Origin of the sequence: Serratia sp. 14-2641 (genome assembly GCF_001692375.1) — a bacterium.
Classification (GTDB): domain Bacteria; phylum Pseudomonadota; class Gammaproteobacteria; order Enterobacterales; family Enterobacteriaceae; genus Chania; species Chania fonticola_C.
Genome location: NZ_LXKR01000018.1, coordinates 56364 through 81335 on the forward strand (window position 1 = coordinate 56364; position 24972 = coordinate 81335).

The following is a 24972-nucleotide window of genomic DNA, read 5'->3' on the forward strand; positions in this document are numbered from 1 at the left end:
TCTATATTGGTCGAGGTGTTCTCGATCGGTTCCCTCTCCCTTTGGGAGAAGGTTAGGGTGAGGGGACGTTGAGTTAGTAGTTGGTAATGCCCTTTTTCGCTTCCAAGGAGCCTCATGTTTACGGTTTATCATTCCAATCAGTTGGACTTGCTGAAAACGCTGACCAGCGCGCTGATAGCCAGAGAACCTTTGGCCGATCCGTTTCAACAGGAAGTGGTGCTGGTGCAAAGCCCCGGTATGGCGCAGTGGTTGCAGATGCAGCTGGCCGAGCAGTTTGGCATTGCCGCGAATATCGTTTTCCCGCTCCCGGCGACCTTTATCTGGGACATGTTTACCAAGGTATTGCCCGGCATTCCCAAAGAGAGCGCCTTTAGCAAAGATGCCATGACCTGGAAGCTGATGTGGCTGCTGCCAGGCATGCTGACCCGGCCCGAGTTTGCTCCCCTACAGCATTACCTGACCGATGACGCCGACAAGCGCAAGATCCACCAGCTCGCCGGGCGCGTTGCCGATCTGTTTGACCAATATCTGGTTTATCGCCCGCAGTGGCTGGAGAGTTGGCAGCGTGGGGAGGCGGTAGAAGGGCTGGCAGAGGCGCAAAGCTGGCAAGCCCCCCTGTGGCATCGGTTGGTGGAATATACCCACGAGCTGGGCCAGCCCGAATGGCACCGCGCCAACTTGTATCGCCGGTTTATCAGCGCGCTGGAGAATACCACTCAATGCCCTGCAGGATTGCCGCCACGGGTGTTTATCTGCGGGATTTCTGCCTTGCCGCCAATTTACCTGGAAGCGCTGCAGGCTTTGGGTAAACATATTGATATCCATCTGATGTTTACCAACCCCTGTCGCTATTACTGGGGCGACATTCAGGACTACGCCTTCCTGGCCCGTTTGCAGAGCCGCAAACGCCGCCACTATCACCAGGCACGCGAGCAAGGCTTGTTCCGTCAGCCAGAACAGGCAGCCCAACTATTTGATGCCGAGGGCGAACAACAGCTGAGTAACCCGCTGTTGGCTTCCTGGGGGAAGCTGGGGCGCGATCATCTGTATTTACTGTCGCAGATGGAGGCGGTGCAGGAGGTGGATGCCTTTGTCGAGATCCCGGCAGATAGTTTGCTGCACGCCATTCAGCACGACATGCTGGAGCTGGAAGATCACGCACTGATCGGCACCACGCCAGAAACCCTGGAGCGCAGTGACAATAAGCGCCAGCTCGATCCGCAGGATCGCTCCATCAGTCTGCATGCCTGCCATAGCCCGCAGCGCGAAGTCGAGGTGCTGCACGATCGGTTGCTGGCCATGCTGGCAGAAGATCTCCAACTTACCGCGCGCGATATCATCGTGATGGTGGCGGATATCGACAGCTACACCCCGTATATTCAGGCGGTGTTTGGCAATGCCCCCGCCGGGCGCTACCTGCCGTTTGCCATTTCCGATCGTAAGGCCAGGCAGGCGCATCCCGCGCTACAAGCCTTTATTTCCTTGCTGGATCTGCCGCAAAGCCGTTTTACCTCAGAGCAGGTATTGGCGCTGTTGGACGTGCCCGCGTTAGCGGCGCGTTTCTCGATTCAGGAAGAGGGGTTAAGCCTGTTACGCCACTGGACTGGCGAATCAGGGGTACGTTGGGGATTGGATGATGACAACGTGCGTGAGCTGGATCTACCCGCAACCGGGCAGCATACCTGGCGGTTTGGCCTGACGCGGATGCTGCTGGGCTACGCCATGGACAGTAACGCCGGAGATTGGCAGGGCGTATTACCTTATGATGAGTCGAGTGGATTAGTGGCCGAACTGGCCGGGCAATTGGCCGATCTGCTGGCACAACTTAGCCGTTGGCGGCAAATCCTCAGCGAAGAGCGGCCGTTAGCCGAATGGCTGCCGCTGTGCCGCCAACTGCTCAATAGCTTCTTTGAGACGGACAGCGAAACGGAAGAGGCGTTGGCGCTGATCGAAGAGCAGTGGCAGAAAGTGGCCAGCTTTGGCCTGGCAGCACGCTATCCCGATGCCGTGCCGTTGACGCTGCTGCGCGATGAACTGGCCGCACGGCTCGATCAGCAACGCATCAGCCAGCGTTTCCTGGCCGGCCAGATCAACTTTTGTACCCTGATGCCCATGCGTTCCATTCCGTTCAAGGTGGTCTGCCTGCTGGGCATGAACGACGGTGTCTACCCTCGCACCTTGCCGCCGCTGGGGTTTGACCTGATGGCGCAGCAGATTAAGCGGGGCGATCGCAGCCGACGTGACGATGACCGCTACCTGTTCCTGGAGGCAATCCTCTCTGCCCAGCACCAGTTGTACATCAGCTTTATCGGCCGTTCCATTCAGGACAACAGTGAGCGTTATCCTTCGGTATTGGTCACTGAACTGCTGGAATATCTGCAGCAAAGCTACTGTTTGCCCGGCGATGAAGCGTTGGATGCGGACGGCAGCGCACGCAGGGTCGGTGAGCACTTGCTTAAACGCCATGCCCGCATGCCGTTTGCTGCGGAAAACTTCCTGCCGGGGAGTGAAGATCAAAGCTATGCGGCAGAATGGTTGGCCGCTGCCGATGGTCGTGGCGCTGCACATCCGGAATTTAATCAACCGCTGGTGGTGGAAGAGAAAACCCAGGTTTCTCTTGATGAACTGCTCCGTTTTTACCGCCATCCGATCCGTGCTTTCTTCCAGCTACGTCTGGGTGTTAACTTCATTCTGGAAGAGACCGATCTGCCGGAAGACGAGCCTTTTACGCTGGATAACCTCAGCCGCTATCAGTTCAACAGCCAATTGCTGAACACGCTGATCGAGGGGGAGGACGCAGGCAAGTTATACCAACGGGTGCGGGCATCGGGGGGATTACCTTACGGAGCTTTCGGTGAGATTTACTGGCAAAAGCAGCAGGAAGAAATGGCGGAGCTGGCTGAACGGGTGCGTGAACAGCGCCAGGAGAATGGCAGCCTGGAGCTGGATATCGAGGTGGCGGGCATGCGTATCACCGGTTGGCTGCATCAGGTACAGCAGGATGGCTTGCTACGCTGGCGGCCAGCAACGCTTTCGGCCGTAGACGGTATCTTACTTTGGCTGGAGCACCTGGTGTATTGCTGCGTTGGTGGTAGCGGCGAAAGCCGCATGTTTGGCAGCAAGAATTCCGCCTGGCGCTTCGCTGCGCTTACGAGCGAGCAGGCCCATGAGCAGTTGGCGGAGCTAGTGGCGGGCTACCGCCGTGGCCTGTCGCAGCCGCTGATGCTGCTCAATAAAAGCGGTTGGGCCTGGTTGAGCCAATGTTATCAGGCGCAAACGCAGCAGATAGACTGGGATGAAGAAGTCCAGATCAAGGCGCGTGCCAAGCTGCTGCAAGCCTGGCAGGGCGATCAGCGGATCCCGGGCGAGGGGGCAGATCCCTATACCCAGCGCGTTTTCCGCCAAATGGATAATGTTCGCCTTGAACAAATCCTGAAAGAAACAGAGCGTTACCTGTTGCCCGTGGCCCGCAATAACCTGGGGTAATACCCCCTCGGTGACACAGGTCGCAGTGAGATGATAAAAATTTTACGCTTTTATACTCAACCATTGAGGTTAAGTCTGGTCTTACATAACGTATAGGCATATACGTTGTAGAGTGGCGTACGTAACGCCCCCAACGATGTGGGCTATAGTGAGTTGAGTGTTTAAAACCGTAATGCTTTGAGTTAGAAATTGAATTTCATTGGGCATCGCTTCCGGTTGTGTCATTTTGCACCATGCTGTCACCGTCAGGGAGTTGGCGTGACAGCCAGAGAACAGGGGTTTATTTTGGATATGCGCAGACTGTTGACCCGCATTACCGGGTTGATGTTATTGGTTATGTTTTGGGCGCCGTTAAGTTGGGCCGCACAAGGCTGGCAACCGTTGGCGGAAAAGATCAACAAAAGCGATCACGATCCGCGTGAATATCAGGCTATCAAGCTGGATAACGGCATGACCGTACTGCTGGTGTCTGACGCGCTGGCACCAAAGTCACTGGCTGCCCTGGCGCTGCCGGTAGGCTCGCTGGAAGATCCCAACAGCCAACTTGGCCTGGCTCACTACCTGGAACATATGGTACTGATGGGCTCCAAGCGCTATCCAGAACCTGAGAACCTCTCCGAGTTTTTGAAAAAGCACGGTGGTAGCCACAATGCCAGCACCGCGTCTTATCGCACCGCATACTATCTGGAAGTGGAAAACGACGCTTTAGAGCCCGCTGTCGACCGCATGGCCGATGCCATTGCCGAACCTATTCTCGATCCCGGCAATGCGGACCGTGAACGCAACGCGGTGAATGCCGAGTTAACGATGGCGCGCTCCCGTGACGGTATGCGCATGGCGCAGGTTGGGGCAGAAACCCTCAATCCGGCTCACCCTAGTGCACGTTTTTCTGGCGGCAACCTCGAGACTTTGCAGGATAAGCCAGGCAGCAAGCTGCACGAAGAACTCGTTGGTTTTTATCAGCGTTACTATTCTGCCAACCTGATGAAGGGCGTGCTGTATAGCAACCAATCCCTGCCTGAACTGAGAGCGCTGGCGGTTAAAACCTTCGGCCGCATTCCTAATCATGATGCGAAAGTGCCACCGATCACCGTTCCGGCGGTTACCTCGGAGCAGCAGGGCATCATTATTCATTATGTACCGGCGCAGCCGCGCAAGCAGCTGAAGGTCGAATTCCGTATCGATAACAACAGCGCCGAGTTCCGCAGCAAAACCGATACCTATATCAGCTACCTGATTGGCAACCGCAGCACCAATACGCTTTCCGATTGGCTGCAGAAGCAGGGGCTGGCAGATGCCATCAATGCGGGTGCCGACCCGATGGTCGATCGCAACGGCGGCGTATTCTCAATCAGCGTTTCCTTGACCGACAAGGGGCTGGCGGAGCGTGACCAGGTGGTGGCAGCGATCTTCAGCTATCTGAAAATGCTGCAGGGCGAAGGGATCAAACAAAGTTATTTTGACGAGATCGCCCATGTGCTGAATCTGGATTTCCGCTATCCGTCGATTACCCGCGACATGAATTACATCGAGTGGCTGGTGGACACCATGCTGCGCGTACCGGTAGAGAATACGCTGGATGCGCCGTACCTGGCCGATCGCTACGATCCTAAAGCCATTGCTGAACGCCTGGGTCAGATGACGCCACAAAATGCGCGTATCTGGTTTGTCAGCCCGAATGAGCCGCACAACAAAACGGCTTACTTTGTTGATGCACCTTATCAGGTTGAGAAAATCAGCGCGGAACGCTTCGCGAAATGGCAGCAGTTGGGTAAAGATATCGCGCTTTCTTTACCGGGGCTGAACCCTTATATTCCGGATGAGTTTACCCTGAACAAGCCCTCACATGAGTTTACCAAACCGGAAATGGTGGTGAACCAGCCAGGGCTGCGGGTGCTGTATATGCCAAGCCGCTATTTTGCCGATGAACCCAAGGCCGATGTGACGGTAGCTTTGCGTAACGCCAAAACCATGGATTCGGCGCGTAATCAGGTGCTGTTCTCGTTGATGGATTATCTGGCGGGGATCTCGCTCGATGAGTTGAGCTATCAGGCTTCGGTGGGCGGGATTAGCTTCTCTACCGCGCCCAATAATGGCCTGATGTTTAGCGCCAATGGTTTTACCCAGCGTTTGCCACAGCTGTTGACCTCATTGATTGAAGGCTACTCCAGCTTTACCCCAACGCAAGAGCAGTTGGAACAGGCGAAATCCTGGTATCTGGAACAGTTGGATTCCGCCGAGAAGGGCAAAGCCTTTGAGCTGGCGATCCAGCCGGTACAGATGCTGTCCCGCGTGCCTTACTCCGAGCGCAGTGAACGCCGTGAAGTGCTGAAAACCATAACGTTGCAAGACGTGCTGGCTTACCGCGACAGCCTGATGGCCGGGGCCACGCCGGAGTTGCTGGTAGTGGGTAATATGAGCAAGCAACAGGTGGACACGCTGGCCTCTTCACTGAAGAAGAGCCTGGGTTGTACCGGTGTGGAATGGTGGCACGGCGAAAACGTCGTGATTGATAAAAACCAGTTTGCCAATCTGCAGCGTCCTGGCAGCAGCACCGATTCGGCGCTGGCGGCGGTGTATGTCCCAACGGGGTATGACGAAGTGACCAGCATGGCGTATAGCTCATTGCTGGGGCAGATCATCCAACCTTGGTTCTACAGCCAATTGCGTACCCAAGAGCAGCTCGGCTATGCGGTGTTCTCCTTTGCGATGCCAGTTGGCCGCCAGTGGGGCATAGGTTTCCTGCTGCAAAGCAACAGTAAGCAGCCAGCCTATCTCTACCAGCGCTATCAAGATTTCTATCCGAAGACGGAAAAGCGCCTGCGTGAATTGAGCGATGCCGATTTTGCCCAATACAAACAGGCCATGATCAATGAGCTGCAACAGCGTCCACAGACCTTGGGTGAAGAAGCGGGCCGTTTCAGTAGCGATTTCGATCGCGGTAATTTCGCCTTCGATACCCGTGAAAAGCTGATCGCCCAGGTGCAGACTCTAACGCCTGCCAAACTGGCGGATTACTTCCATCAGGCGGTGATTAAGCCACAGGGTCTGGCACTGTTGTCTCAGGTGAGTGGCAGCAGCCAGCAGAAAGCCGACTTTGCTGCGCCGGGTGAAGGTTGGGTGACCTATCCTAACGCCTCGTCCCTGCAAAAAACGCTGCCTCGTAAAGTGGCGACGCCATGACGAAAGGCGTTCCTCAGCGGCTTGATCCACCGACGTTGCCGCTGTTTGGTGAACGGCTGATCGAAGCCTCGGCAGGGACAGGGAAGACCTTCACTATCGGTGCTTTGTATCTGCGCTTGCTGCTTGGCTTAGGCCAGGCGGCGGCGTTTCCACGGCCGCTCACGGTAGAAGAGATCCTGGTAGTTACCTTTACCGAAGCGGCGACGGAGGAGCTCCGGGGCCGCATTCGCAGCAATATCCACGCATTACGCATTGCCTGCGTACGTGGGCATAGCTCAGACCCGCTGTTTGCCGCGCTGATGGCGGAGATTGGCGATCTGCCAGAGGCCGCAGCGCAATTGCTGGCTGCCGAGCGCCAGATGGACGAAGCGGCGATCTACACTATCCACGGTTTTTGTCAGCGAATGCTCACTCACAACGCATTCGAGTCGGGCATTCTGTTTGAACAAACGCTGGTGCAGGACGAACTGCCGTTGCGCCGTCAGGCCTGCGCCGATTTTTGGCGGCGTCACTGCTACCCATTGCCACTGGGCGTTGCCCGGGCGGTTAGTCAGGAGTGGAGCGGCCCAGAGGCCTTGTTGAGCGATCTCTCGGGCTACCTGCATGGCGAAGCTCCCACTCTGCGTCAGCCCCCTAAAGATGAAGAAACGGTGCTGATGCGCCATGAACAGATAGTTGCGCGGATCGATGCCCTCAAGGCGCAATGGCAGGCATCGGCGGCGGATCTGGAAGCGCTTATCAGTCAGTCTGGCGTCGACAAACGCAGCTACAGCAGCAAACATTTACCCAACTGGCTGAATAAGGTCGGGGAATGGGCGGGCCAGGAAACCGAAGATTACCAGTTACCTAAAGAGCTGGAGAAGTTCCGCCAATCGGTGCTGCTGGAGAAAACCAAAAAAGGTGAAGCCCCGAGGCATCCGCTGTTTGTGGCGGTTGATGAGCTATTTGCCGAACCCTTGACCCTGCGTGACCTGATCATGGCACGGGCGCTGAGTGAAATACGCCTTTCTATTCAACAGGAAAAACGTCAGCGTGCCGAACTGGGTTTTGACGATCTGCTCAGCAGGCTGGATGCGGCACTGCAAAGCGCCGGTGGTGAACAATTGGCATTGGCGATCCGTCAGCGTTATCCGGTGGCGATGATCGATGAGTTTCAGGATACTGACCCACAGCAGTACCGGATCTTCCAGAAACTGTATGTTGGCCGGGAAGAGTGTGGTTTGCTGCTGATTGGGGATCCAAAACAAGCGATTTACGCCTTCCGTGGGGCAGACATTTTTACCTATATGAAGGCTCGCTCAGAGGTAAGTGCCCACTACACCTTAGAGACAAACTGGCGCTCATCACCTGCTATGGTTGGCAGCGTTAACCGCCTGTTTGCTCAGGTGGAAAAGCCGTTCCTGTTTGGCCAAATCCCGTTTATCGAGGTAGCAGCCGCAGCGAAGAATCAGGAACTGGTCTTCGAGTGGCAGAATAAACCGCAACCGGCCATGCAATTTTGGTTGCAACCCGGGGATGGGGCCGGAGTAAGTGATTACCAACAATTAATGGCGCGCTTGTGCGCAGCCCAGATCCGCGACTGGCTGAGTGCCGGGCAGGCCGGAGAAGCCTGGCTGGTCAAAGGGGGTCAACGTCGCCACGTTCAGGCATCGGATATTACCATTCTGGTGCGTAGCCGCGCCGAAGCGGCGTTGGTACGTGACGCACTCAGCGCGCTGGCCATCCCTTCGGTTTACCTTTCCAACCGTGACAGCGTGTTTGATACGCCGGAAGCCAAAGATTTACTGTGGCTGCTACAGGCGGTGCTGGCTCCCGAACAGGAGCGAACCCTGCGCTGCGCGTTGGCCACCGGGCTATTGGGGTTGGATGCCTTGACGCTGGATGGGCTAAACCATAACGAGTCCGCTTGGGATGATTTGGTCAACGAGTTTGATGAATACCGTAGCCACTGGCTGCGCCGTGGCGTATTACCGATGCTGCGTGAGGTGATGGCCAAGCGGCATCTGGCTGAAAACCTGCTGGCCAGCCCAGGGGGCGAGCGCCGTTTGACCGATGTGATGCACCTGGGGGAGCTGTTGCAGGAAGCCACGGCGCAGTTGGATGGTGAACATGCGCTGGTACGTTGGTTGGCGCAGCAGATCGCTCAGCCGAATCGCCAGTCGGATAATCAGCAACTGCGGCTGGAAAGTGACCGTCATCTGGTGCAGGTAATCACCATCCACAAGTCGAAAGGGTTAGAGTTCGATCTGGTGTGGCTGCCTTTTGTGGGGAATTTCCGCCAGCAGCAGCAGGTGCTGTATCACGATCGTCAGACCTTTAAAGCCCTGCTGGATCTTAATGCCAACGAAGAAAGCGTGGCCTGGGCGGAAGAGGAACGGTTGGCAGAGGATTTGCGCCTGCTGTATGTGGCGCTGACCCGTTCGGTATATCACTGCAGTATCGGTATTGCGCCGTTGTTTCTCGGTACGCGCAAGAAGCAGGGCGATACGGATTTGCACCGCAGTGCCCTGGGATATCTGGTGCAGGCCGGGCAGGCGGGCGATGCTGCCTATCTGCAAACCTGCCTGCAGCAGTTGGCAACCCAAGGCATTGCGCTGTCGCTGGTGGATGCGCCAGGTGAACAGAGCTGGGAGCCGCAGACGGCAACCGCCGCAGAACTGACGGCCAGGCAGTTCCCACGCAGGATGCAGGATTTCTGGCGGGTAACCAGCTATACCGGCTTGCAGCAGCATGGCTCAAGCCGGATGCAGGAGCTGTTGCCGCGCCTGGACGTTGATGCCGTTGGTGAGGGCGATACGGTTATCCCCCCCGCATTTACTCCCCATACTTTCCCGCGCGGTGCGGCCCCTGGCACTTTCCTCCACAGCCTGTTTGAGGAGCTGGATTTTACCCAACCGCTAGATGAGCAGTGGCTGCTGGAGCAGTTGCAACACCAAGGGCTGGAGGAGCATTGGTTGCCGGTATTATCCGGCTGGATGCACGTGCTGCTGAATGCGCCGCTTAATAGCAGCGGCGTCGCGCTATCCGCCTTACCGTCAGGAGCCAGGCAGGCAGAATTACAGTTCTATCTGCCGATCGGTGGCCTGCTGCAAGCGCAGCAACTGGATGAGTTGGTAAAACGCTACGATCCCCTTTCTGCTGGCTGCCCGGCGCTGGATTTCCAACAGGTTCAGGGCATGCTGAAAGGCTTTATCGATCTGGTATTCTGCTGGCAGGGTAAATACTACCTGCTGGATTACAAATCCAACTGGCTGGGCGAAGACAGCAGCGCCTATACCCAAGAGGCGATGGCGCGGGCGATGGCGGAACACCGCTACGATTTGCAATACCAACTCTATACCTTGGCGCTGCACCGCTATCTGGGGCATCGCCTGGCGGATTACGATTACCAGCGCCATTTTGGCGGAGTGATTTATCTGTTTTTACGCGGGGTAGATGCCGAGCATGAGGGCAACGGTATTTTTGCCTGTCGTCCGGAGTATGCTCTGGTTGAAGGAATGGATCGCCTGTTTAGCGGTGAAACGGCCAACGTTGAGGATGGGCAATGATTGAGATTTTGCATCAGGCGTTGGCTCTGGGCGCCTTGCGACCGCTGGACGTGCAATTTGCCCAGGTGGTCGCCAACGATGATGAACCGGATATCCTGCTGGCCGCCGCCTGCCTGAGCTCGGAGGCCGGTGCGGGCCACGTTTGTCTGTTGCTCGAACAGCTATTGCCGGAAAATCTGTTTGATGGCCGCCAGCCTGAGTTGGCCCTGGCTGCCTGGCAGGCCTGCGGGCAACCGGACGTGGCTAGTTGGCAACAGCGTCTGGCGAGATCGCCTGCGGTTAGCGATGGCAGTACGGCAACGCCGATGGTCCTGCAACAGCAGCGGCTGTATCTGCAACGCATGTGGCAGAGCGAAGGTGATGTTGCCACTTTTATCAGTAGCGACAGCGTGCCACAGGAACTTGAAGAGGCGCAGCTTCGCACCATTCTCGATCGGTTATTTGGCGCGGCTACGGACGAACCCGACTGGCAAAAAATTGCCGCAGCGGTAGCCGCCACGCGCCGCATCGCGATTATTTCCGGCGGCCCCGGCACCGGCAAAACGACCACCGTTGCCAAGCTGTTGGCGGCACTGGTGCAGTTGGCGGACGGGGAGCGTCTGCGCATTCAACTTGCTGCGCCTACCGGTAAAGCAGCAGCTCGTCTAACCGAGTCCTTGGGAAGCGCTAGCCGTCAGTTGGATTTAACCCTGGAGCAACGAGCCTTATTCCCTACGGAAGCGGCAACGTTACACCGCTTGCTGGGGGCCCAGCCAAACAGCCAGCGCATGCGCTATCACCGGGGGAACCCGCTGCATCTGGATGTGCTGGTAGTGGATGAAGCTTCGATGGTGGATTTGCCCATGATGGCAAGGTTGATTGCTGCCTTGCCCCCCAAGGCGCGAGTCATCTTCCTGGGCGATCGCGATCAACTGGCCTCGGTGGAGGCTGGAGCCGTGCTGGGGGATATCTGCCGGTTTGCCGAGCAGGGATATAGCGAGGCCCGTGCGGCACAGTTGGCGCGTCTGACCGGTTGCCCCGTGCAAGGGCAGCCAGCGGAGGCCGAGGCAGCGGTGCGCGATAGCCTGTGCCTACTGCGCAAGAGTTACCGGTTTGATGCCAAATCCGGCATTGGCCAGTTGGCTTTGGCGGTGAATGCTGGCGATAGCAAGCGCGCCCTGGCAGCGTTGAACGGCAGCTATGCTGACGTGGCGGGTTACCCGCTGGCAGAAACCGAAGATTATCAACGGCTGCTGGATAGCTGCGTTGCCGGTTATCGCGACTATCTGCGGCTGGTGGCAGAAGGGGCAGGGGCCGTGACGATCCTGGATGCCTTTGGCCGCTTCCAGTTGCTTTGCGCACTGCGCGAAGGGCCATTTGGCGTTGCCGGGCTGAATGAGCGTATCGAAAGCGGGCTGCAGCGTGCCGGTTTGATCCGGCGTAATCCTGGCCCCGCCGGGCGCTGGTATTTGGGGCGGCCGGTGATGATTGGCCGTAATGATAGCGCGCTGGGGCTGTTTAACGGCGATATTGGCATTGCCTTACCCGGTGAGGGTGGCGATCTGCGCGTGCATTTCCAATTACCGGACGGCAGCATCAAATCGGTACAGCCTAGCCGCTTACCGGCGCATGAAACCGCCTATGCGATGACGGTGCATAAATCACAGGGTTCGGAGTTCGACCATACGGCACTAGTGCTGCCGAATCATTTTCTGCCGGTGCTGACCCGCGAGCTGGTTTATACCGCCATTACACGCGCACGCCAGCGGCTTTCGCTGTATGCGGTAGACAAGGTGTTGGTAAGCGCTATCCGCACCCCCACGCAGCGCCGCAGCGGGTTGGCCGAACGCTTGCAGATCGGGAAGTAACAACGAGGGGGCGCAGCACGCTGCGCCCGTCTGATATTCAATGGGTTAGCCAGGGTAAGTCAAAGATCGGCCAACAGGATCTTCGAGCGGCGCTGGTAGTTATATAAAGCCTGTTTCTGCATCGGCAGCACGTCGACTTCCGCCGGAGTGAAGCCGCGTTCCTGGAACCAGTGGATGCTGCGCGTGGTCAACACAAACAGCTTCTGTAGCCCCATCTGGCGAGCCTGGCTTTCTACCCGCTGCAGCAGCATCTCGCCCCGTGACGAGCTGCGGTAATCCGGATGCACCGCCACGCAGGCCATCTCACCAATCTTCTCTTCCGGGAACGGATAGAGCGCGGCGCAGGCGATGGTCAGGTTATCGCGTTCGATAATCGTGAACTTGTCGATCTCCATTTCCAACTGCTCGCGCGAACGGCGGACTAAAATCCCTTGCTGCTCCAACGGGCGGATCAGCTCAAGTATCCCACCGATATCATTGATGGTCGCCCGGCGTACCTGTTCGGCGCTCTCCATGACGATTTGGGTACCGATACCGTCGCGTGAAAATAGCTCCTGTACCAGTGCACCATCCTCCTGATAGCTGATCAGGTGGCTGCGGCGTACCCCGCTGCGGCAGGCCTTTACCGCGCCGCGCAGGAAGCGCACGGTGCCGGAATGGTAGTCACCAGCCTCTTCCAACTGCTCGATACGTTTTTGTGCATCGTTGGGGAACAGTTCGGAAAGGATATTGCCTTCCGCATCGGTCACCCCTTGTGATGAACAGAAACCGATCATTTTCTCGGCCTTCAGTTTGATTGCCAACTGGGTGGCGACTTCTTCCGAGGTCAGGTTAAAGCTTTCGCCGGTCACCGATACCGCCACCGGGCCAATCAGCACGATGGCCTTACTGTCTAGTTGGCGATGAATGGCTTCTTCATCAATACGGCGAATACGGCCGCTGTGGCAATAATCGACGCCGTCATCCACGCCTAGCGGTTGGGCGATAATAAAGTTGCCACTCACTACGTTGATGTGCGCCCCTTGCAATGGGGTGTTATTCAGGCTCATGGAAAGCCGTGCGGTAATATCCAGCTGTAACAAGCCGGCGGCCTGTTTGACCAACTCTAGCGTATGGGCGTCGGTCACCCGGGTATGCTTATGATAAATCGGCTCGTAGTTATGCTGCGCCAGATTGCTGTCAATCTGCGGCCGCGCACCGTAGACCACCACCAAACGAATGCCCAGGCTATGTAACAGCCCGATATCGTTAACGATACTGGAAAAGTTTTCATGTTCAATAGCTTCGCCACCCAGCATGACGACAAAGGTCTTGCCACGGTGAGTATTGATATAGGGAACTGAGTGACGGAATCCTTGCACCAGCTCTGTACTACGTTCCTTCACGGCAAGACCTCATTTGCATATTTATACGGTATTTTTGTATTTTTATTCTTTTATTGCGCCAAAGGCAAGTAGGAAATGAGCACGATTTTTCTGACAAATGCGCTAACTGATTAATAAATTGAAAGATCATAAAAAGATTTTCTGATGACAGCGGTGAATGGATTGGGTAAAGTTTTTGCCATTGTTTTTTTTTGCTGTTTTTTTAATCGTTATTTTTACCGGAGCCGCATGCCTAACTCAAATCACAATCCGGGCCGCCGTCGTTTGTTGCAGGGGGTTGCCGCAACCTGGTTGCTGAGTGTGAGTCGCGTTGGTTTCGCCGCTGCTTCTCATGTGATTGCTGTCCGTGTCTGGCCTTCCTCGACCTATACCCGAGTCACGCTGGAATCCAATGTTCCACTGAAATACAAACAGTTTGCCCTGACCAATCCAGAGCGCATCGTGGTGGATGTGGAAGGGGTACAGCTAAATAGCGTGCTTAAAGGTATCGCCGGGCAGGTGCGCAAAGAAGATCCCTATCTGAAACAGGCGCGGGTCGGCCAGTTTGACAAGAATACCGTCAGGCTGGTGCTGGAACTCAAGCAAAGCGTCAGCCCAAATATGTTTACCCTGACACCCGTCTCCGAATACCGCAACCGCCTGGTGATGGATCTTTATCCTACCAAGGGGGGCAGCGGTGAAGAGTATGATCCGCTGTTGGCGTTACTGGAAGATTACAACAAGGGCGATCTGGAGCGGACGTTACCGGCGGAAGCACCGCAGGCCGGTAAGGCTGGGCGCGATCGGCCGATTGTGATCATGCTGGATCCTGGACACGGAGGTGAAGATCCGGGGGCTATTGGCAAAAACAAAACCCGTGAAAAAGACATCGTGCTGCAGATTGCCCGCCGTCTCAGTGCGTTGATCAAACGCGAACCCAACATGAGAGTGTTTATGACGCGTAATGAAGACGTGTTTATTCCATTGAAGGTGCGCGTAGCCAAAGCTCGTAAGCAGCGGGCCGATCTGTTTGTCTCGATCCACGCCGATGCTTTCAGCAACCGTTCGGCACGCGGTTCCTCGGTGTTTGCGCTTTCTACCAAAGGGGCAACCAGCAACGCCGCCAAGTTTTTGGCGCAGACCCAGAATGCCGCCGACGATATTGGCGGGGTTAGCAAGAGTGGCGATCGCTACCTGGATCACACCATGTTCGATCTATTGCAGACCGCCACCGTCAATGACAGTTTGAAGTTCGGTAAGGAAGTGCTGAACCGCATGGGTAAAATTAACCGTCTGCATAAGAATCGTGTCGATCAGGCCGGCTTTGCCGTATTGAAGGCCCCGGATATTCCGTCGATCCTGGTGGAAACGGCGTTTATCAGCAATCTGGAAGAAGAGCGCAAGCTGCGCACCAGCCATTTTCAGCAGCAGGTGGCGCAATCTATTCTGGCTGGGATCAAAGCCTATTTCGCCAACGGTGGCGCATTGGCACGGCGTTAAACCAGGCGTAGCCCAAGGAGGGGCGGCGTGGTTAATGGGGAAGGTAGGGGAAATTCAGATACAAAAAAACACCCGTTAAGGTGCTTGTCTGATGTTATCAAGATTGGTTGCGGGGGCCAGATTTGAACTGACGACCTTCGGGTTATGAGCCCGACGAGCTACCGGGCTGCTCCACCCCGCGTCCGTCTTGATACTGATATTATCGAACCAACCCTTCATGTGATACCGCCATTGCCGTATCGGTTGGTTGCGGGGGCCGGATTTGAACCGACGACCTTCGGGTTATGAGCCCGACGAGCTACCAGGCTGCTCCACCCCGCGTCCGTATAATACCTTTTCTTTCATCGAATCCAACCTGTTTTTGATACCGTTATCACAGTATCGGTTGGTTGCGGGGGCCAGATTTGAACTGACGACCTTCGGGTTATGAGCCCGACGAGCTACCAGGCTGCTCCACCCCGCGTCCGATGGAAGCGCACTATACTCTCCAGGCATTTTGTTGCAAACCCTTTTTGCATATAATTCACCGAAAGCCATTTTTATGCTGCATTAGTCCCCAATTTGCGTTTTTTTTCATCATAATCATCTGGCTGGGAATTTTTAGCGGTAGCGATTCCTTTATCTATAGCCGTTTGTTATCGTTCAGCCAGTTTACCCGTATCCATTGGGTATGGAACATATCAGTCTGAGAGAGTGTGCAATGAAAGGACGTTGGGGCAAATACCTGCTCGGTGGGTTAGTGATTGCGGTACTGGCCGGTTGTTCGTCAAAACCGACCGACCGGGGGCAGCAGTATAAAGATGGTCATCTGGATCAGTCGCTGGAGTTGGTGAATCGGCCCAATGCCAGAGGCGCCCCGATCAACGGCCAGGATTACTCCAACCAGCTGATGGAGATTAAATACGCTTCGCCGTCGCTGTTTAACCGCAATAACTCCACCTATCAGGCGGTGCAAAACTGGATGGCGGCGGGGGCGGATACGCGCCAACTGAACCAGTTCGGCCTCAGCGCCTATCAGATGGAAGGCGTCGATAGCTATGGCAACGTCCAGTTCACTGGCTATTACACCCCGGTGCTGCAGGCTCGTTATACCCAACAGGGGGAATTCCGCTACCCGCTGTACAGCATGCCAGCCAAAGGCAAGCGCCGCCTGCCGGATCGTGCCGGTATCTACTCAGGGGCGCTGGACAGCCGTTACATCATTGCTTACACCAACTCCCTGATGGATAACTTCATGATGGAAGTGCAGGGCAGCGGCTATGTTGATTTCGGCAACGGCCAGCCATTGGTGTTCTTTGGTTATAGCGGCAAGAACGGCCATGCTTACCGCAGTATCGGCAAGGTGCTGATCGATCGCGGTGAAGTGGCCAAGGCCGATATGTCAATGCAGGCCATTCGCCAGTGGGCGGATACCCACAGCGAAGCTGAAGTGCGCGAACTGCTGGAGCAAAACCCGTCGTTCGTGTTCTTCCACCCGGTGCCTTTCGCTCCGGTGAAAGGGGCCAGCGCGGTGCCGCTGATCGCCAAAGCCTCAGTGGCTTCCGATCGCTCCCTGATCCCGGCTGGTACCACGTTGCTGGCAGAAGTCCCGCTACTGGACAACAAGGGCAAGTTCACGGGAAAATATGAAATGCGCCTGATGGTCGCTCTTGACGTGGGTGGTGCCATCAAGGGCCAGCATTTTGATATGTACCAGGGGATTGGCCCAGAAGCCGGTCACTCGGCCGGGTTCTACAATCACTATGGCCGGGTCTGGGTATTGAAAGGCGGTAATCCTGGGGCGCAGCTGTTTAGCGCCAATCAGCCATTGACCGCCTCGAGTGGTTCCCAGTTGGTGACTCGCTGAGAACGATGGCATATAGATTGACCCGCAGGGCCGGATCTTCCGGCCCTGACTATTTGCAACCAAGGTAAGTAAAGCGAAATGAGTACAGCCTATTCAGAGGCCTATCTTCAGCGTTTTGGCGGCACGGCGCGCCTGTATGGCCAACCGGCATTGGCATTGTTTGCCCAGGCGCACGTTTGTGTGATCGGCATTGGCGGGGTCGGTTCATGGGCGGCTGAAGCGCTGGCGCGAACCGGCATTGGTGCGATCACTCTGATCGACATGGATGACGTATGCGTCACCAACACCAACCGGCAGATCCATGCTTTGCGCCAGCATGTTGGCCAGTCGAAGACCGAAGTGATGGCGGAACGGATCCTGGCGATCAACCCGGAATGCCGGGTGACCTGCGTGGATGATTTTATTACCCCCGACAACGTCGCCGAGCTGTTGAACCATAATTTCAGCTATGTGATTGATGCGATCGACAGCGTGCGGCCCAAAGCGGCGTTGTTGGCCTATTGCCGACGTTTCAAGATCCCGGTAGTCACTACCGGCGGTGCCGGTGGGCAGATCGATCCTACGCAGATCGCCGTGGCCGATCTGGCCAAAACCATCCAGGATCCGTTGGCAGCCAAGCTGCGTGAAAGGTTGAAGAACGACTTTAACGTGGTGAAAAACAGCAAAGGCAAGCTGGGGATCGACTGCGTCTTCTCCACCGAGCCGCTGGTGTATCCGCAGCCGGATGGTTCAGTGTGTGCCTCACGCAGTACCGCAGAAGGGCCAAAGAGAATGGATTGCAGCGCGGGTTTTGGTGCGGCGACCATGGTCACCGCGACCTTTGGCTTTATTGCCGTCTCCCACGCGTTGAAGAAGATGGTGGCAAAGGCGGCTCGTCAGGCATAGCTGGCAGCGATGGCGTGCACCCTTGCCGCCAAGGCTGCCAGGCCGCTGGCTCGGGTGGCGCTGAGCTGTGCACGCAGCGCCAAGCTATCAAACAGGGCCAAGGGATCGATGGCTAGTACCTGTTGCGGCGTTTTGCCTTCGACGGCTGTCAGCAGGATCGCCAGCAGGCCGCGCACAATGCGTCCTTCGCTGTCGCCATAAAAATGCAGTGTTCCATCAGCCAACCGCTGGTGCCCCAACCAGACCCGGTTTTCGCAACCGCTCAGTTCCATCTCCGTTTGCCGCAGGTCGTCCGCCAGCGATGGTAAGCGTTTCGCCAGCATGATCAGTTGGCGGTAACGGTCTTCCCACTGTTTTAGCGCGCTGAAGGTTGCTATCAGCGTCTCGGCGGTGATTTCACGGCCAAAAGGGTGAGGGGCAAGCATCGGTTCTCCATTTTGCATCTTATTCCGCCAGTAATTCGATGGCGTTAGTTAACGCCAGCACCAGAGCATCGACGTCTTGCGGCGTATTATAAGGCGCAAATGACGCACGTAACGTTCCGCTGACCCCTAATGCGGCGATCAAAGGTTGTGCACAGTGTTGGCCTGCGCGGAGCGCGATGTTCTGTTCGGCTAGCAGGGTGACGATATCGCTGTGGTGGATCCCGGCGATATCAAAGGCCAGCAGGCTGGAGCCGGAACTGCGGAAGCTGCGAAATCCGGGTAACTGCTGCAAACGCTGTTCGGCATTTTGCGCCAGAGCGCGGCTGTATTGCTCGGCGGCGGCCATATCCTGCGTTTCCAGCCAGCTCAACGCGGCACCCAGCCCCAGCACTCCGGCAATATTTGGCGTACCGGCTTCAAAACAGTGCGGCGGTTTTTGTGGCGTAAAGCCGCTGAAAGAAGCCTGCGTCAGCATTTTCCCTCCGCCTTGCCATGGCCCCATTTGGGCCAGCAACGCGGTTTTGCCATACAACGCACCAATGCCAGTTGGGCCATAGAGTTTATGCGCTGAGAAGGCGTAGAAATCGATATCGAGCCGCTGAACGTCGGCAGGGCAATGCACAATGCCCTGTGCGCCGTCGATCATCACTACCGCGTTCACCGCATGAGCCAACTCGATAGCCAGCGCGATATCCGGGCAGCCTCCCGTGACGTTGGACATTTGCCCCAAGGCCAGAATGCGGGTTTTCTCGCACAATAGGGTAGGGAGCAGCGTCAAATCTGGCAGGCGATCGGGGCCAAGCGGCAGCTTTACCACTTTGGCACCGGTCTGTTCTGCCACCATCAACCACGGGATCAGGTTGGCATGATGCTCCGCCTCGCTAACCAGGATCTGATCCCCAGGCTGCAGGCGTGGGCGAGCATAGCTCTGCGCGACCAGATTGATGGCTTCCGTGGTGCCACGGGTCCAAACGATATCGTCCGCACAGGGGGCATTAATCAAGGTGGCGACCTGCTGGCGTGCCTGTTCAAAGCGCTGGGTCAAATCCTGCGCCGCACGATGTTGGCTACGGTGTACGGTGGCGGCATCTGCGCTGTAAAACTGCTGCGTGGCGTCGATCACCGCCTGCGGTTTTAGCGCGGTAGCGGCACTGTCCAGATAAATTCCTGCCTGTTGAAGGGCCGGGAACTGGCTGCGGAACAAGGTAGGCTCAAAAGGCTTCATCGGCTGATTATCAGTGGCTTTGTCAGCCATTGATCCTGTCCTATTTTGCCGTCAGAGACAAGTTGTCCCGAACAATTGTCGCTGTTTTCTGGAAATCTGACGAAAGTTTGTTATGCTGAATATTGGCGTTCGAATGAGTCCCTTAAATAACAGAAATGAGTTTTACAGCATTTTTATCTACAAGGAGTCACAAATGAACAAGACAGCCGCAGTTATCTCTGCCCTGATGCTTACGTTTACCCTATCAGCCTGCTCAAGCAACTACGTCATGCATACCAGCGATGGGCGCACCATTGTCGCCGATGGAAAACCCAAGGTGGATGACGATACCGGGATGATCAGCTACAAAGACGCCAACGGCGTTGAGCAGCAGATTAACCGTGCCGACGTGAAGGAAATGGTTGAAGGTAATCAGTAATTTTCAGATAAAACAGTAAGTTTCAGGCAAAAAAAAGCACCGCGAAGTTGGCGGTGCTGCATAAAATCACTATGGACAGACAGGGTAAATGTACAGGAAGTGAAAAACAGTAGCCTAGCTACCATGTCCGAATTGGCGGACAAATTGCAAACACAACATCACAACCACAAGCCAAAAGTTCATCGGCGTCCTCGACACCCAATCCCTTTTCGTTCCGGCCCAGGAAGTGTCGCCACTATAGGTATTTACTGGCGCATGCTCAACGGACAATTTATAATGGCTCGGATTAAAAAAACTAATGGCAATAGTCCACGCGGATGGGCTAGTGGCGTTATGTATCGTGCAGCCTGATCTCGTTTGCGAAACCCGGTGGTCATTTGTTACATAAATGTAACTAAAGCCGATGAATTGCAGATTGGCCGCGTAGGCATATCCTTGCGCTCGCGGCATTTGAACATCCCTGTTCGGCACAGCCAGGCGGCATAAAGGCGCATTCAGCCGACAACGCCGCAGTTTGCAATACAAAAGGGTTAATTCATGTCTAAACGTCTCCCTCCACTTAATGCTCTGCGGGTTTTTGACGCGGCAGCCCGCCATTTGAGTTTTACCAAGGCGGCAGAGGAGCTGTTTGTTACCCAGGCCGCAGTCAGCCACCAGATCAAGTCTCTGGAGGATTTCCTGGGGCTGAAACTGTTTCGACGGCGTAACCGTTCGCTGCTGCTGACGGAAGAGGGGCAGAGTTATTACCTGGATATCAAAGAGATCTTCTCTTCGATCAATGAGGCAACACGCAAGCTTCAGGCTCGCAGTGCCAAGGGGGCTTTGACTGTCAGCCTGCCGCCCAGTTTCGCCATTCAGTGGCTGGTGCCACGTCTTTCCAGCTTTAACTCAGCTTATCCGGGGATCGATGTGCGCATCCAGGCTATTGACCGCGAAGAAGAAAAGCTGGCGGATGATGTTGACGTGGCGATCTTTTATGGCCGTGGCAACTGGCCGGGAGTGCGCACCGAGCGTTTGTATGCGGAATATCTGCTGCCGGTTTGTTCTCCCAGCCTGTTAATGGGCGATCATGCACTGAAAGTGCCGGGCGATCTGGCTTATCATACGCTTCTGCATGATACTTCACGCCGCGACTGGCTGGCATACACCCGCCAACTGGGGTTACAGCATATCAACGTGCAGCAAGGGCCGATCTTTAGCCATAGCGCCATGGTGGTTCAGGCGGCCGTTCACGGCCAGGGGATTGCGCTGGTGAATAACGTGATGGCGCAAACCGAGATCGAAGCCGGTCGGCTGGTCTGCCCGTTTAACGATGTGTTGGTAAGTAAAAACGCTTTTTATCTGGTATGTCATGACAGCCAGGCAGAACTGGGTAAAATAGCCGCCTTTCGCCAATGGATCTTGGCGCGTGCGGCCAGCGAACAGGAGAAGTTCCGCTTTCGCTATGAACAATAAGGCCGGCTGCGGTGACGTTGTGGCTGGTTAATCTCGATTAAGGTGAATAATGATGAGTAGCCGTTCTATGCTGATTTTTGCTGCTATCAGTGGTTTTGTCTATGTTGCTCTGGGCGCGTTTGGTGCGCACGTATTGAGTAGTGCGCTTGGGGTCAATGAAATGGCCTGGATCCGCACCGGGCTTGATTATCAGGGGTTCCATACTCTGGCTATCCTGGGGCTGGCTGTTGCCATGCAGCGTCGGGTCAGCCTGTGGTTTTACTGGAGCGGAGCGCTGTTGGCGCTCGGCACCGTGTTGTTCAGCGGCAGCCTGTACTGTCTGGCGCTGTCTCACCAAAAGGTTTGGGTTTATGTCACGCCAGTAGGCGGGACCTGCTTCCTGATCGGTTGGGCATTGATGTTGATTGGCGCTTTGCGTCTGAGGAAAAAGGCCGAGCGCCATGAATAAGATCGCGTTGTACTGCCGCCAAGGCTTTGAGAAAGAGTGCGCGGCGGAAATTACCGACAAGGCCGCCCAGTTGGAAGTGTTTGGCTTTGCCAGGGTTAAAGACAACAGCGGCTATGTGCTGTTTGAATGCTATCAGCCGGACGATGCCGATCGCCTGGCGAAAGAAATCCCGTTCCGTGAGCTGATCTTTGCCCGCCAGATGTTGGTGGTGGGAGAACTGCTGCGTGATTTGCCGCCGGAAGATCGGGTTTCACCGATTGTCGGCATGCTGATGGGCGTGGTCGACCGCGGCGGTGAATTACGGGTAGAAGTGCCAGATACCAACGAAAGCAAAGAGCTGCTGAAGTTCTGCCGCAAGCTGACTGTGCCACTGCGCGGCGCATTGCGTGAGCAGAAAGTGCTGATGGCGCGTGAGAATCCCTCTCGTCCAGTGGTTCACGTGTTCTTTATCGCGCCGGGTTGTTGCTACGTGGGGTATTCCTACAGCAACAATAACTCCCCGTTCTATATGGGGATCCCGCGGCTGAAGTTCCCGTCCGATGCACCAAGCCGTTCTACGCTGAAGCTGGAAGAGGCTTTCCACGTTTTCATCCCGGCAGACGAATGGGACGAGCGTTTAGGTAGCGGGATGTTTGCGGTCGATCTGGGGGCTTGCCCTGGCGGCTGGACCTATCAGTTGGTCAAACGCAGCATGATGGTGCATTCGGTGGACAACGGCCCGATGGCCCAGAGCCTGATGGATACCGGGCAGGTGACCCATCATCGTGCCGACGGCTTCCGCTTTGAACCGACCACCAGCAAAAACTACTGGGTGGTGTGCGATATGGTGGAGAAACCGGCAAAAGTGACCAGCCTGATGATCCAATGGTTGCTCAAAGGCTGGTGCCGTGAGGCGATCTTTAACCTGAAGCTGCCGATGAAGAAGCGCTACGAAGAGGTGGCGCAGAACCTGCAAAGTATCCACGAAGCCTTGGCCAACGAGGGGATTAGCGCAGAGATCCATGCCAAGCAGCTGTACCACGATCGTGAAGAGATCACCGTACACGTGCGCCGCATGTGGTCAGCTATTCCTGGCCGCCGCGACGAGCGCGAGTAAGGCATATGGGCGTTGCTGCTGGCAGCGCCCTTACTTTGTTGGCAAACGTAACTGTTGTAGGTTGCCATCCAGCGTCAGATCGGTACGGAGGGTAGCGACCTGCTTGCTGATATAGGCCAGCTCGCGGTGCTCTAACAGCTTGCCGTGCCACTTCTCCGGCACCTGCTCCAGGTGTTGATACAGACCATCCAGACTCCCCATCTGTTGCAGCAGCAATACTGCCGTTTTTGGCCCGATACCGGCAACGCCTGGGATCTTGCTGCTACCTATGCCTGCCAGCCCCCAATAATCCGTGAGCTGTTGCGGTAACACGCCAAACTCTTGCTGCACAAACGGCATATCCAACCAGCGTTTCTGGAAGTAGTCACGGATCTGTACGTTGGGTGCCAGTAGTTGGCAGTAGCCTTTGTCGGTAGAGACAATCGTCACCTGGTGCCCGCCAGCGGCAATTTTGGCCGTCAGGGTCGCAGCCAGATCGTCCGCCTCATTGCCTGCAGAATGCCAACTGGCCACCCCGAGCTCGGCAAACGCTTCACGCAGCTGCGGCATCTCCTGATGCAGGTTTTCCGGCATCGGCGAACGTCCGGCTTTGTAATCGGGCAGAATCTGATGGCGCCAGCTCTCGCTACGGTCGTCTTCGTCGAACACCGCCACGGCATGAGTGGGCTGGCTGTGTTGAATCAACTGCTGTAGCGCATGCTTGCAAGCGTTGACACAAGGGGAGCCTTGCACCGCATGAATGCGGCGGATTAAGTTCAAAGCATCGACAATCAGTAAATGTATAGGCATAGGCAAGGCAACAACGTCAGAAAATAAGGGCGGTTATGACGCCGCCCAGAGGTGATGATCAGGCTACAATTTCGTAGCAAGGTACGTAGGCGGTACCCGGCAGTTTCATACGGTGCTGGGCGACAAAGCCCTGCAACAGGTTGTCCATCTGCTTCATCATCAACGGATCGCCATGCAGCTTGTAAGGGCCGAACTGTTCGATGGCATGAATGCCGTTCTCCTTCACGTTACCCGCCACGATCCCCGAGAATGCACGGCGCAGGGCCGCGGCCAACTGTTCTGCAGGTTGATTCGGGTACAGGTTGAGGTTGGCCATGTTTTCATGGCTTGGCTCGAAGGGGAGCTGCAGATCCGGTGCAATGCGCATCGACCAGTTAAAGCTGTAAGCATCACCGGTATTGCGGCGGTTTTCTTTCACCAGCGGCATGGCCTTTTTCATCTGACGGGCCACTTCGGCCGGATCGTCGATGATGATGGTGTAGTGACGGCGGGCCTTCTCGCCCAGCGTATTCATGATGAATTCGTCCAGCACGCGGAAATAATCGGCGCTTTCTTTCGGCCCGGTGAGGATCAGCGGCAGTACCTGTTCGCTGTTTTCCGGGTTCATCAGAATGCCCAACAGATACAGCAGTTCTTCCGCAGTGCCGACCCCGCCAGGGAAAATGATGATGCCGTGTGCGATCCGCACAAAGGCTTCCAGACGTTTTTCGATATCTGGCATGATCACCAGCTCGTTAACCAGTGGGTTTGGCGGCTCGGCGGCAATGATAGAGGGCTCGGTCATGCCGATAAAGCGGCTGTTGTGGTAGCGCTGCTGCGCATGACCGACGGCGGCCCCTTTCATTGGCGCTTCCATCGCCCCTGGCCCACAGCCGGTACAGATATTCAGCTCGCGCAGACCCAACTGGCTGCCGACCTTACGGGCATAAAGATATTCGTTTTCATTGATCGAGTGGCCACCCCAGCACACCACCATATTCGGGTCTTCGTCGAGGTGAAGCGTGCGGGCATTACGCAGGATGGAGAACACCAGATTGGTGATATGAATGGAGTCTTCCGAATTCAGGTGTTGGAAACGCCCGGCGCTGTCAATTTGGCCGTGGACAAACAGGATATCGCGCAGCACCGCAAACAGGTTGGCCTGCAGTGAACGAATAATGCGGCCATCAACGAAAGCCTCTTCTGGCGGGTTCACCAGCTCCAGTTTTACGCCGCGTTCACGGCGCAGCACGTTGATATCAAAGTTTTCATAACGCGATAGCAGCTGTTTGCTGTTGTCGGTCTGGCTGCCGGAGTTTAACACCGCCAGGGAGCAGTTGCGGAACAAACGGTACAGGTCGCTGCTGGCGGTACGCTTCAGCATGTCAACTTCCAGCTGCGACAACAAATCCATAGCGCCAAGTGGGCTGATATGTGTAATCAAGGTAACTCCTTTGCGCCCATAAATAGGGCGATAA

At 56.0% G+C, this 24972-nt stretch carries 16 protein-coding genes and 3 tRNA genes; 11 read left to right on the forward strand and 8 right to left on the reverse strand.

Annotated features, from left to right (window positions below; translation table 11 throughout):
* Positions 1-114 precede the first annotated feature (114 nt).
* The 4 genes from recC to recD all read left to right on the forward strand — a co-directional run bounded on the left by recC (position 115) and on the right by recD (position 12064).
* The gene (recC, locus tag A6U95_RS08400) at positions 115-3486 is read left to right on the forward strand and encodes an exodeoxyribonuclease V subunit gamma (RefSeq protein ID WP_065684148.1); all 3372 of its coding nucleotides are present in this window, start codon (positions 115-117) and stop codon (positions 3484-3486) included.
* A 291-nt stretch (positions 3487-3777) separates the two neighbouring features.
* Positions 3778-6669: a pitrilysin gene (gene ptrA, locus A6U95_RS08405; RefSeq protein WP_065684187.1), complete on the forward strand. Its 2892-nt coding sequence runs from the start codon at positions 3778-3780 to the stop codon at positions 6667-6669.
* Positions 6666-10217, forward strand: coding sequence for an exodeoxyribonuclease V subunit beta (gene recB / locus A6U95_RS08410; protein ID WP_065684149.1), 3552 nt, complete (start codon positions 6666-6668; stop codon positions 10215-10217). Before ptrA ends, recB begins: the two co-directional genes overlap by 4 nt.
* Complete coding sequence (gene recD, locus A6U95_RS08415) at positions 10214-12064, forward strand: exodeoxyribonuclease V subunit alpha (protein WP_065684150.1); 1851 nt, start codon at positions 10214-10216, stop codon at positions 12062-12064. The genes recB and recD overlap by 4 nt, the downstream gene beginning before the upstream one ends.
* A 59-nt stretch (positions 12065-12123) precedes the next feature.
* Here recD and argA read toward each other — a convergent pair whose 3' ends face one another.
* On the reverse strand, positions 12124-13449 hold the full coding sequence (gene argA, locus A6U95_RS08420; protein ID WP_065684151.1) for an amino-acid N-acetyltransferase: 1326 nt from the start codon (positions 13447-13449) through the stop codon (positions 12124-12126).
* Positions 13450-13677: 228 nt separating this feature from the next.
* On the opposite strand from argA, the gene amiC reads away from it, so the two are divergent.
* Positions 13678-14928 carry an N-acetylmuramoyl-L-alanine amidase AmiC gene (amiC, locus tag A6U95_RS08425; protein ID WP_024484292.1) on the forward strand — a complete coding sequence of 417 codons (1251 nt, stop codon included), beginning with the start codon at positions 13678-13680 and terminating at the stop codon, positions 14926-14928.
* A gap of 104 nt (positions 14929-15032) precedes the next feature.
* Here amiC and A6U95_RS08430 read toward each other — a convergent pair.
* From A6U95_RS08430 to A6U95_RS08440, 3 genes are all read right to left on the reverse strand, one after another.
* Positions 15033-15109: transfer RNA gene (locus tag A6U95_RS08430), tRNA-Met, on the reverse strand.
* Between the two features lie 63 nt (positions 15110-15172).
* Positions 15173-15249, reverse strand: a tRNA-Met gene (locus A6U95_RS08435).
* Between the two features lie 65 nt (positions 15250-15314).
* A tRNA-Met gene (locus A6U95_RS08440) sits at positions 15315-15391 on the reverse strand.
* Between the two features lie 237 nt (positions 15392-15628).
* On the opposite strand from A6U95_RS08440, the gene mltA reads away from it, so the two are divergent.
* Together mltA and tcdA are read left to right on the forward strand one after the other, a co-directional pair.
* Positions 15629-16774 carry a murein transglycosylase A gene (gene mltA / locus A6U95_RS08445; protein ID WP_065684152.1) on the forward strand — a complete coding sequence of 382 codons (1146 nt, stop codon included), beginning with the start codon at positions 15629-15631 and terminating at the stop codon, positions 16772-16774.
* A 78-nt stretch (positions 16775-16852) separates the two neighbouring features.
* A complete protein-coding gene (gene tcdA / locus A6U95_RS08450) occupies positions 16853-17659 on the forward strand; it encodes a tRNA cyclic N6-threonylcarbamoyladenosine(37) synthase TcdA (RefSeq protein ID WP_024529484.1) in 807 nt (268 codons plus the stop codon).
* Here the strand turns inward: tcdA and csdE are convergent.
* Positions 17650-18084, reverse strand: coding sequence for a cysteine desulfurase sulfur acceptor subunit CsdE (gene csdE / locus A6U95_RS08455; RefSeq protein ID WP_065684188.1), 435 nt, complete (start codon positions 18082-18084; stop codon positions 17650-17652). The two genes, tcdA and csdE, sit on opposite strands and share 10 nt — an antisense overlap.
* A 19-nt stretch (positions 18085-18103) precedes the next feature.
* Positions 18104-19309 carry a cysteine desulfurase CsdA gene (csdA, locus tag A6U95_RS08460; RefSeq protein ID WP_065684189.1) on the reverse strand — a complete coding sequence of 402 codons (1206 nt, stop codon included), beginning with the start codon at positions 19307-19309 and terminating at the stop codon, positions 18104-18106.
* Positions 19310-19502: 193 nt separating this feature from the next.
* On the opposite strand from csdA, the gene A6U95_RS08465 reads away from it, so the two are divergent.
* The 4 genes from A6U95_RS08465 to rlmM all read left to right on the forward strand — a co-directional run bounded on the left by A6U95_RS08465 (position 19503) and on the right by rlmM (position 22726).
* Entirely contained in the window at positions 19503-19727 is a 225-nt protein-coding gene (locus A6U95_RS08465; protein WP_024484297.1) for a YgdI/YgdR family lipoprotein, read from the forward strand.
* A 537-nt stretch (positions 19728-20264) separates the two neighbouring features.
* Positions 20265-21182: a transcriptional regulator GcvA gene (locus A6U95_RS08470; RefSeq protein WP_024484298.1), complete on the forward strand. Its 918-nt coding sequence runs from the start codon at positions 20265-20267 to the stop codon at positions 21180-21182.
* Between the two features lie 52 nt (positions 21183-21234).
* Complete coding sequence (locus A6U95_RS08475; protein WP_024484299.1) at positions 21235-21630, forward strand: DUF423 domain-containing protein; 396 nt, start codon at positions 21235-21237, stop codon at positions 21628-21630.
* On the forward strand, positions 21623-22726 hold the full coding sequence (gene rlmM / locus A6U95_RS08480) for a 23S rRNA (cytidine(2498)-2'-O)-methyltransferase RlmM (RefSeq protein WP_065684153.1): 1104 nt from the start codon (positions 21623-21625) through the stop codon (positions 22724-22726). Before A6U95_RS08475 ends, rlmM begins: the two co-directional genes overlap by 8 nt.
* A 30-nt stretch (positions 22727-22756) precedes the next feature.
* On the opposite strand, the gene xni is transcribed toward rlmM, so the two are convergent.
* Both xni and ppnN read right to left on the reverse strand, forming a co-directional pair.
* The gene (gene xni, locus A6U95_RS08485; RefSeq protein ID WP_065684154.1) at positions 22757-23515 is read right to left on the reverse strand and encodes a flap endonuclease Xni; all 759 of its coding nucleotides are present in this window, start codon (positions 23513-23515) and stop codon (positions 22757-22759) included.
* Positions 23516-23573: 58 nt separating this feature from the next.
* The gene (gene ppnN, locus A6U95_RS08490; protein WP_021179892.1) at positions 23574-24938 is read right to left on the reverse strand and encodes a nucleotide 5'-monophosphate nucleosidase PpnN; all 1365 of its coding nucleotides are present in this window, start codon (positions 24936-24938) and stop codon (positions 23574-23576) included.
* Positions 24939-24972 lie beyond the last annotated feature (34 nt).